The sequence below is a fragment of the Streptomyces sp. NPDC054847 genome (assembly GCF_053610925.1).
Map to the genome: position 1 here is coordinate 1 of NZ_JBSGZJ010000308.1, position 8,796 is coordinate 8,796.

The following is an 8,796-nucleotide window of genomic DNA, read 5'->3' on the forward strand; positions in this document are numbered from 1 at the left end:
CGGCGGGCGCCGCGAACACCGCCCCGCCCGGCCTGCCCGTGGTGCCGGAGCAGTACCAGCCCCGGCTGAAGCTGCTGACCCGCGGGGCGGAGCTGCCCACCGACGAAGAGGTCGCCGAGAACCGCCGAGCGGCCCCGGCCCGTCTGAGGGGGGCGGAGCGCATCCGGGAGGACGTGGCGTGAGCACAGCGCGCGGGCGACTGCGCACGGCCGGCGGAGAAGAGAACCGGAGGACACCTTGAGCACAGCGGCCAAGCAGCTGAAGGGAAGGGCCGTACGGCTCACGCGGCTGATGCCGTCGGGGCCGAGCACCGCGGCCCGTACCCCCTTCGTCCTGCTGGTCGTGCTCCTGCTGTCCGGTGGGCTGATCACACTCCTGCTGCTGAACTCCTCGCTCAGCCAGGGCTCCTTCGAGCTGAGCGAACTGAAGAAGAAGACCACCGAACTCACCGACGAGCAGCAGGCGCTCCAGCGGGACGTGGACCGTCACTCGGCCCCCGACGCCCTCGAGCGGCGCGCCCGCGAGCTCGGCATGGTCCCCGGCGGCGGCCCCGCCTTCCTCGGCCCGGACGGCAAGGTGCTCGGCGTACCGCGCAAGGCCACCGCGGAGCCCCTGCCGCCCCCGCCACCGGCGCAGCCCTCCACCGAGCCCTCCGGCACGGCGGCCGGCGAGCCCGCCCCAGCGCCGTCGCCGTCCGCGCCCACGGCCGCCGCGCCGACCGCCTCCGGGCAGGCGCCTTCGGCCTCCACCGGGACGCAAGGGCTCACCGGACCGCCCGCCGCTCCCGAGGCTCCCGGCTCCGCCCCCTCCGTCCGTACGTCCCCGCAGCCGAACCCGACGATCCCCGGCAGGTGACGCAGTGCCCTCCAAGGAACCACCGCGGCGCCGGGTGCCAGGCCCCGCCCGGCGGCCCTCCGCGCAGGCCCCCCAGCGCTCCGGACAGCGGCCCGGTCAGCGGCCCGTCGCCCGCAGGCCGCAGCCCGGCCGGCGCCCGGCGCCCCGGCGCGTACGGCTCGGCAATCCGCGCCCCCGGCTGAGACTGGTCAGCCTCGGCCTGACGCTGGTGATGCTTGCTTTCGTGGTGCGGCTGCTCCAGGTGCAGGCCGTCGACGCGAGCGCCTACGCGGCCAAGGCCGAGAAGAACCGCTACCTCAGCCGCAAACTCGCGGCCGAGCGGGGCGAGATCACCGACCGGGCCGGAGTCGCGCTCGCCACCAGCGTGGACGCCTACGACATCACGGCCGACCCGAAGATGTTCACGCCCGAGGACAGCAAGGCCCCCGACGCGCCGGAACAGGCGGCCCAGCTGCTCGCGCCCATCCTCGGCAAGGAACCGGCCGAGCTCGCCGCGAAGCTCAAGAAGCCCGGCTCCCGCTACGCCGTGCTGGCCCGCCGCCAGACACCGCAGGTGTGGAACCAGATCAAGGACCTCAAGAGCGTCTACGCGCAGAAGGCGTCCGCCGACAAGAGCAAGGGCGGCCCCGGGGCCAACGTGCTGGCCGGCGTCTTCCAGGAGCCCAGCAGCAAACGCGTCTACCCCAACGGCGATCTCGCCGCCGGGATACTGGGATTCGTCAACGCCTCGAACCGGGGCGGCGGCGGCATCGAGTCCATGCTCGACGAGACGCTCGCGGGCAAGGACGGCACCGTCACCTACACCCAGTCCGGCGGCCGCCGTGTCCCCACCGCCACCTCGCGCGAGGTCCCCGCGGTCCCCGGGTCCGATGTGGAACTGACCATCGACCGCGACATCCAGTGGGCCGCCCAGAAGGCCATCCAGGACCAGGTCGGCAAGTCGAAGGCCGACCGCGGCTACGTGATCGTGCAGAACACCCGCACCGGCGAGATCCTCGCCATGGCCAACGCCCCCGGGTACGACCCCAACGACCTCGCCCAGGCCACCTCCGCCTCCCTCGGCAACGCCGCCCTTCAGGACGCGTTCGAACCGGGCTCCACCGCCAAGGTGGTGTCCATGGCCGCCGTGCTCGAGGAGAAGAAGGCCACCCCCGCGACGCACGTCGTCGTCCCCAACCGGCTCCACCGCGGCGACCGGCTCTTCAAGGACGACATCGACCACCCCACCTGGTACCTGACGCTCAACGGCGTCCTCGCCAAGTCCAGCAACATCGGCACGATCCTCGCCACCGGGCAGCTCGGCACGTCGCAGCCGGAGGCCAACAAGGTGCTCCACTCCTACCTGCGCAAGTTCGGCCTCGGCAGCCCCACCGGACTCGGTTACCCGGGCGAGACCCCCGGCATCCTCGCCCCGCCGAAGGACTGGTCCACCTCGCAGCAGTACACGATCCCCTTCGGACAGGGGCTGTCCGTCAACGCCGTACAGGCGGCCTCCGTGTACTCCACCGTCGCCAACGGCGGCGTGCGCATCGAGCCCACCCTCGTGCGCGGCACCAGGGGTCCCGACGGCCGCTTCACCCCCGCGGAGGAGCCGGAGAGGACCAGGGTCGTCAGCGAGAAGACCGCCGACACCCTCGCGACCATGCTCGAGTCCGTCGTCGACGACGAGGAGGGCACCGGAACCAAGGCCCGCATCCCCGGCTACCGCGTCGCCGGCAAGACCGGAACGGCGAACCGGGTCGACCCCGAACTCGGCGTCTACAAGGGCTACACCGCCTCGTTCGCCGGCTTCGCACCGGCCGACGACCCCCAGATCACCGTCTACTGCGCCATCCAGAACCCCACCAAGGGGAGCTACTTCGGCGGCCAGATCTGCGGTCCCATCTACCAAAAGGTCATGGAGTTCGCGCTGAAGACCCTGCAGGTCGCCCCGACCGGCAAGGGTCCTGCCCGGCTGCCCGTGACCTTCGAACCCGGCGAGTGACCGGAGGTACCCAGTGACGACGATCACCCCCGATCCCGGGAACCGGCCAGGGGAGCGCCCCTCATTTTCGCCCGGGCCCGGTGCGCCCGGTACGCTCACCGCCGTGCCACAAGCTGATCAGTACCGAACCGCCCCGCAGGACGCCCCCGCGAAACAGACGGGAGCGCCCCGTCCGGAACGGCCCCGCCCGACGAAGCTCGCGGAGCTCGCGGCACGGCTGGGGGTGCAGTCGCCGGGTGCCGCGGAGATCACCGGCATCACCCATGACTCCCGGGCGGTACGCCCGGGCGACGTCTACGCCGCCCTGCCCGGCGCCCGCTTCCACGGGGCCGACTTCGCCGCCCAGGCCGCCGACCTCGGCGCGGCCGCGATCCTCACCGACGAGAGCGGCGCCGAACGCGCCGCCGCGACCGGCCTCCCGGTCCTCGTCACGGAGAATCCGCGCGGCCGGATGGGCGAACTCGCCACCGAGATCTACGGGCACCCCGGCGACGACCTGCTCCAGATCGGCATCACCGGCACCTCGGGCAAGACCACGACCGCCTACCTCGTCGAGGGCGGCCTCAAGGCGGCCGGGCGCTCCACTGGCCTCATCGGCACGGTCGAGATGCGGATCGGCGACGAGCGCATCAAGTCGGAGCGCACCACCCCTGAGGCCACCGACCTTCAGGCGCTGTTCGCGGTCATGCGTGAGCGCGGCGCCGACGCGGTCGCCATGGAGGTCTCCAGCCACGCCCTGGTGCTCGGCAGGGTCGACGGCTGTGTCTTCGACATCGCCGTCTTCAACAACCTCAGCCCCGAGCACATGGAATTCCACTCCGACATGGAGGACTACTTCCAGGCGAAGGCGCAGCTGTTCACGCCGCTGCGCAGCCGGAAAGCGGTCGTCAACTTCGACGACGAGTACGGCCGCAGGCTCGTCGACGAGGCCACCGTGCCCGTCACCACCTTCTCCGCGGAGGGCCACCCGGACGCCGACTGGCGGGCCGAGGACGCCGAAGTCACCGCAGTCGGCTCCACCTTCACCGCGGTGGGCCCGGCGGGCGAGCGGGTACGCGCCCAGGCGCCGCTGCCCGGCCCCTTCAACGTCGCCAACGCACTGGCGGCCATCGTCACGCTCGCCGTCGCCGGGCTGGACCCGCAGACCGCGGCCGACGGCATCGCCGCGGTGCCCGGTGTGCCCGGCCGGCTCGAGCGCGTCGACGCGGGCCAGCCGTACCTCGCGGTCGTGGACTACGCCCACAAGACCGATGCCGTGGAGTCCGTGCTGCGCTCCCTGCGCAAGGTCACCAAGGGCAAGGTGCACATCGTGCTCGGCTGCGGCGGCGACCGTGACAGGACCAAGCGCGGCCCCATGGGCGCGGCCGCCGCGCGGCTGGCCGACACCGCCGTGCTGACCTCCGACAACCCGCGCGGCGAGGACCCCCTCGCGATCCTCGCCACGATGCTGGCGGGTGCCGCGGAGGTGCCGGTCCACGAGCGCGGCGACGTGATGGTCTACGAGGACCGTGCGGAGGCGATCGCCGCCGCGGTCGCCCGTGCCGAGGCCGGCGACACCGTGCTCGTCGCGGGCAAGGGCCACGAGCAGGGCCAGGACATCGCCGGTGTGGTCCGCGCGTTCGACGACCGCCAGGTACTGCGCGCCGCCATCGAACGCGCCGTCGGCAGCACCGCCGCCAAGAAGAATCAGGGATGACCCAGTGATCGCCCTCTCCCTCGCCGAGATCGCCGAAATCGTCGGCGGGCAGTCGCACGACATACCGGATCCGGCCACACCGGTCACCGGCCCCGTCGTCATCGACTCCCGGGCGGTCGAGCCCGGCAGCCTCTTCGCCGCCTTCCAGGGCGAGAAGGTCGACGGGCACGACTACGCGGAGCAGGCGATGGCGGCCGGCGCGGCAGCCGTGCTGGCCACCCGCCCCCTCGGGGTGCCCGCGATCGTCGTCGACGACGTGCAGAGCGCCTTGGGGCGCCTGGCCCGTCGCGTCGTCGAGCGCCTCGGTACCAAGGTCGTCGCGCTGACCGGCTCGGCCGGAAAGACCAGTACCAAGGACCTGATCGCGCAGGTGCTCCAGCGCAAGGCACCCACCGTCTGGACACCCGGATCCCTCAACAACGAGATCGGACTGCCCCTCACCGCGCTGCGCGCCACCGAGGAGACCGAGCACCTGGTGCTCGAAATGGGAGCGCGCGGAATCGGCCACATCCGCTACCTCACCGAGCTGACCCCGCCCCGGATCGGTCTCGTGCTGAACGTCGGCACCGCCCACATCGGCGAGTTCGGCGGCCGCGAGCAGATCGCGCAGGCCAAGGGTGAGATGGTCGAGTCGCTTCCCCCGGGAGAGGAAGGCGGAGTCGCCGTCCTCAACGCCGACGACCCGCTGGTCCGCGCCATGGCCTCCCGCACAAAAGCCCGCGTGCTGCTGTTCGGTGAGGCCGACGACGCCGCCGTACGCGCCGAGAATGTCCGTCTCACCGAACTCGGACAACCCACTTTCACGCTCCACACACCCACCGGGTGCAGCGATGTGACCATGCGGCTGTACGGTGAGCACCACGTGTCGAACGCGCTCGCCGCGGCCGCCGTCGCCCATGAGCTGGACATGTCCGCCAGTGAGATCGCCCTCGCGCTCTCGGAGGCGGGCACCCTCTCCCGCTGGCGTATGGAGGTCACCGAGCGTCCGGACGGCGTGACGGTCGTCAACGACGCCTACAACGCGAACCCCGAGTCCATGCGCGCCGCGCTGCGAGCGCTGGCCGCCATGGGCAAGGGACGTCGTACGTGGGCGGTGCTCGGGCAGATGGCCGAGCTCGGTGACGAAGCACTCGTCGAGCACGACGCTGTCGGGCGGCTTGCCGTCCGGCTCAACGTCGGCAAGCTCGTCGCGGTCGGGGGCAGGGAAGCGTCCTGGTTGCAGCTGGGCGCATACAACGAGGGTTCGTGGGGTGAGGAGTCGGTGCACGTGTCCGACGCGCAGGCGGCGGTCGACCTGTTGCGCAGAGAGCTGCGCCCGGGAGACGTCGTGCTGGTGAAGGCTTCCAGGTCGGTCGGTCTGGAGCGGATCGCACAAGCGCTGCTCGAGGGTCCCGAGGGTGAGGGTGCCGTCCGATGAGGCAGATCCTCTTCGCGGGAGCGATCGGTCTCTTCCTGACCCTGATCGGTACCCCGCTGCTGATCAAGCTCCTGGCCCGCAAGGGATACGGGCAGTTTATCCGCGACGACGGCCCGCGCGGCCACGCCGGGAAGAAGGGCACGCCCACCATGGGCGGCATCTCCTTCATCCTGGCGACGCTCATCGCGTACGCGCTCGCCAAGGTGATCACCGGTGAGGACCCGACCTTCTCGGGTGTCCTGGTGCTCTTCCTGATGGCCGGCATGGGCCTGGTCGGCTTCCTCGACGACTACATCAAGATCGTCAAGCAGCGTTCGCTGGGTCTGCGGGCCAAGGCGAAGATGGCCGGACAGCTGATCGTCGGCATCGCCTTCGCCGTGCTGTCACTGCAGTTCGCCGACCAGCGCGGCAACACCCCCGCCTCGACCAAGCTGTCGTTCATCACCGACTTCGGCTGGTCCATCGGCCCGGTGCTGTTCGTCGTCTGGGCGCTGTTCATGATCCTCGCGATGTCGAACGGCGTGAACCTGACCGACGGCCTCGACGGCCTCGCCACCGGCGCCTCGGTGATGGTCTTCGGCGCGTACACGTTCATCGGGCTGTGGCAGTTCCAGGAGTCCTGCGCCAACGCGGTGACCCTCACCAACCCCAACGCCTGTTTCGAAGTGCGAGATCCGCTCGACCTCGCGGTCGTCGCCTCCGCGCTGATGGGTTCCTGCTTCGGCTTCCTGTGGTGGAACACCTCTCCCGCCAAGATCTTCATGGGCGACACCGGCTCGCTCGCACTCGGCGGCGCACTCGCGGGCCTGGCGATCTGCTCCCGTACCGAATTCCTGCTCGCCCTCCTCGGCGGCCTGTTCGTCCTCATCACGATGTCCGTGGTGATCCAGGTCGGTTCGTTCAAGATGACGGGTAAGCGGGTCTTCAGGATGGCGCCGCTCCAGCACCACTTCGAACTGAAGGGGTGGTCCGAAGTCCTTGTGGTGGTCCGGTTCTGGATCATCCAGGGCATGTGCGTCATCGTGGGCCTCGGTCTCTTCTACGCGGGATGGGCAGCCGACAAGTGAGCGACTGGCAGGGCATGAACGTCACCGTCGCCGGCCTCGGCGTGAGCGGCGTCAGCGCCGCACGCGCCCTGGCCGGGCTCGGCGCGCGGGTCACCGTCGTGGACGGCGGATCCGGCGAGACGCACGAGGCGCGTGCGGCCGAACTGGCCGAAGCGGGCGTCGTCGTACGGCTCGGTGACGCCCGGACCCTGCCGGAGGGCACCGACCTGGTGGTCACCTCGCCCGGCTGGAAGCCGTCCAGCCCGCTGTTCGCCGCCGCGGCGGCCGCCGGTGTCGATGTCGTCGGCGACGTCGAGATCGCGTGGCGGCTGCGCGGCCCTGACGCTGCGCCGTGGCTGGCGATCACCGGCACCAACGGCAAGACGACCACGACCCGGATGCTCGCCTCGATCCTGACGGCCGCCGGCCTGCGGACGGCCGCGATCGGCAACATCGGCACACCGATCATCGACGTCGTCCTCGGCGAAGAGCGCTACGACGTGCTCGCCGTCGAGCTGTCCAGCTACCAGCTCCACTGGGCCCCCTCGCTGCGCGCGCACTCCGCCGCGGTGCTCAACCTCGCGCCCGACCACCTCGACTGGCACGGCTCCATGGAGGCGTACGCCGCCGACAAGGGCCGCATCTACGAGGGCAACACGGTCGCCTGCGTCTACAACGCCGCCGACCCCGCCACAGAGGAACTCGTGCGCGCAGCGGACGTCGAAGAGGGCTGCCGGGCCATCGGCTTCACCCTCGGGACGCCGGGACCGTCCCAACTGGGCGTCGTGGAAGGCATCCTGGTGGACCGCGCGTTCGTCGCCGACCGCCACAAGCAGGCTCAGGAGCTGGCCGAGGTCGCCGACGTGAACCCGCCGGCGCCGCACAACATCGCCAACGCCCTCGCGGCGGCGGCGCTGGCCCGCGCGTTCGGCGTCGAGCCGGCGGCCGTACGGGACGGGCTGCGCGCCTTCCGGCCCGACGCGCACCGCATCGAGCACGTCGCCGAAGTGGCGGGCGTCGCCTACGTCGACGACTCCAAGGCGACCAACACCCATGCGGCGGAGGCCTCTTTGGCCGCCTACGAACCGATCGTGTGGATCGCCGGGGGACTTGCCAAGGGCGCCACCTTCGACGAGCTGGTCACCGCGTCGGCGAAGCGGCTGCGGGGCGTCGTCCTGATCGGCGCCGACCGCGCGCTGATCCGCGAAGCCCTGGCGCGACACGCGCCCGAGGTCCCGGTCGTCGACCTCGAGCGGACCGACACTGGGGCGATGTCCGTGGCGGTACGGGAGGCGGCCTCGCTCGCCCGGCCCGGAGACACGGTCCTGTTGGCACCGGCCTGCGCCTCGATGGACATGTTCACCAACTACAACGAGCGGGGCGAGGCCTTCGCGGAAGCGGTCCGGGCCCTCGCCGACGAGCACGCCTGACAGCCGCGAGGTCCGGCTGCCGCCGGGCACGACTGGAGGGGACAGCGACCATGCCGGCCACCGAGGGGCCCTTGGGCCCGGGAGACGCCCTCTCCGTCCCCGCCGCCGGGGCCACCCCGCCACGACGGCCGGCCCGCAGCACCCGGGAAGAGCCCGCCACGGCGGCCCCGCACGCCACCGACGCCGCGGCGCGGACGACCGCGGACGATTCTCCCCTGCCGCCGGACCGTGCGTCTGCGGCCCCCGACGCGGCCCGCGCCGGGTGGCCGGCTCCGGTGCCCCCGGCAGGTGCGCCTGCCGTCCCGTCGGCCCCCGGCACCGCCGACAGGGGCGCTCCTGCCGCGGGCGTGGCCCCGGCGGCCCGCCGG

7 protein-coding genes are annotated in these 8,796 nt (G+C 71.9%); all 7 read left to right on the forward strand.

Features of this window, described 5'->3' with window-relative positions; all coding sequences use genetic code 11:
- Nucleotides 1–182 (forward strand): 16S rRNA (cytosine(1402)-N(4))-methyltransferase (gene mraW / locus ACWGH4_RS25135; RefSeq protein WP_453464849.1); only part of this gene is annotated, 182 nt, incomplete at its 5' end.
- Nucleotides 183–237: 55 nt separating this feature from the next.
- Entirely contained in the window at nt 238–855 is a 618-nt protein-coding gene (locus tag ACWGH4_RS25140; protein ID WP_453464852.1) for an FtsB family cell division protein, read from the forward strand.
- Between the two features lie 4 nt (nt 856–859).
- Nucleotides 860–2,839 carry a peptidoglycan D,D-transpeptidase FtsI family protein gene (locus ACWGH4_RS25145; RefSeq protein WP_453464855.1) on the forward strand — a complete coding sequence of 660 codons (1,980 nt, stop codon included), beginning with the start codon at nt 860–862 and terminating at the stop codon, nt 2,837–2,839.
- 13 nt (nt 2,840–2,852) lie between these two features.
- Nucleotides 2,853–4,535: a UDP-N-acetylmuramoyl-L-alanyl-D-glutamate--2,6-diaminopimelate ligase gene (locus ACWGH4_RS25150; protein WP_441264300.1), complete on the forward strand. Its 1,683-nt coding sequence runs from the start codon at nt 2,853–2,855 to the stop codon at nt 4,533–4,535.
- A gap of 4 nt (nt 4,536–4,539) precedes the next feature.
- Nucleotides 4,540–5,952, forward strand: coding sequence for a UDP-N-acetylmuramoyl-tripeptide--D-alanyl-D-alanine ligase (locus ACWGH4_RS25155; protein ID WP_453464859.1), 1,413 nt, complete (start codon nt 4,540–4,542; stop codon nt 5,950–5,952).
- Nucleotides 5,949–7,019, forward strand: coding sequence for a phospho-N-acetylmuramoyl-pentapeptide-transferase (mraY, locus tag ACWGH4_RS25160; RefSeq protein ID WP_159692889.1), 1,071 nt, complete (start codon nt 5,949–5,951; stop codon nt 7,017–7,019). The genes ACWGH4_RS25155 and mraY overlap by 4 nt, the downstream gene beginning before the upstream one ends.
- Nucleotides 7,001–8,428, forward strand: a complete 1,428-nt coding sequence (gene murD / locus ACWGH4_RS25165) for a UDP-N-acetylmuramoyl-L-alanine--D-glutamate ligase (protein WP_453464863.1) — start codon at nt 7,001–7,003, stop codon at nt 8,426–8,428. The genes mraY and murD overlap by 19 nt, the downstream gene beginning before the upstream one ends.
- Nucleotides 8,429–8,796 lie beyond the last annotated feature (368 nt).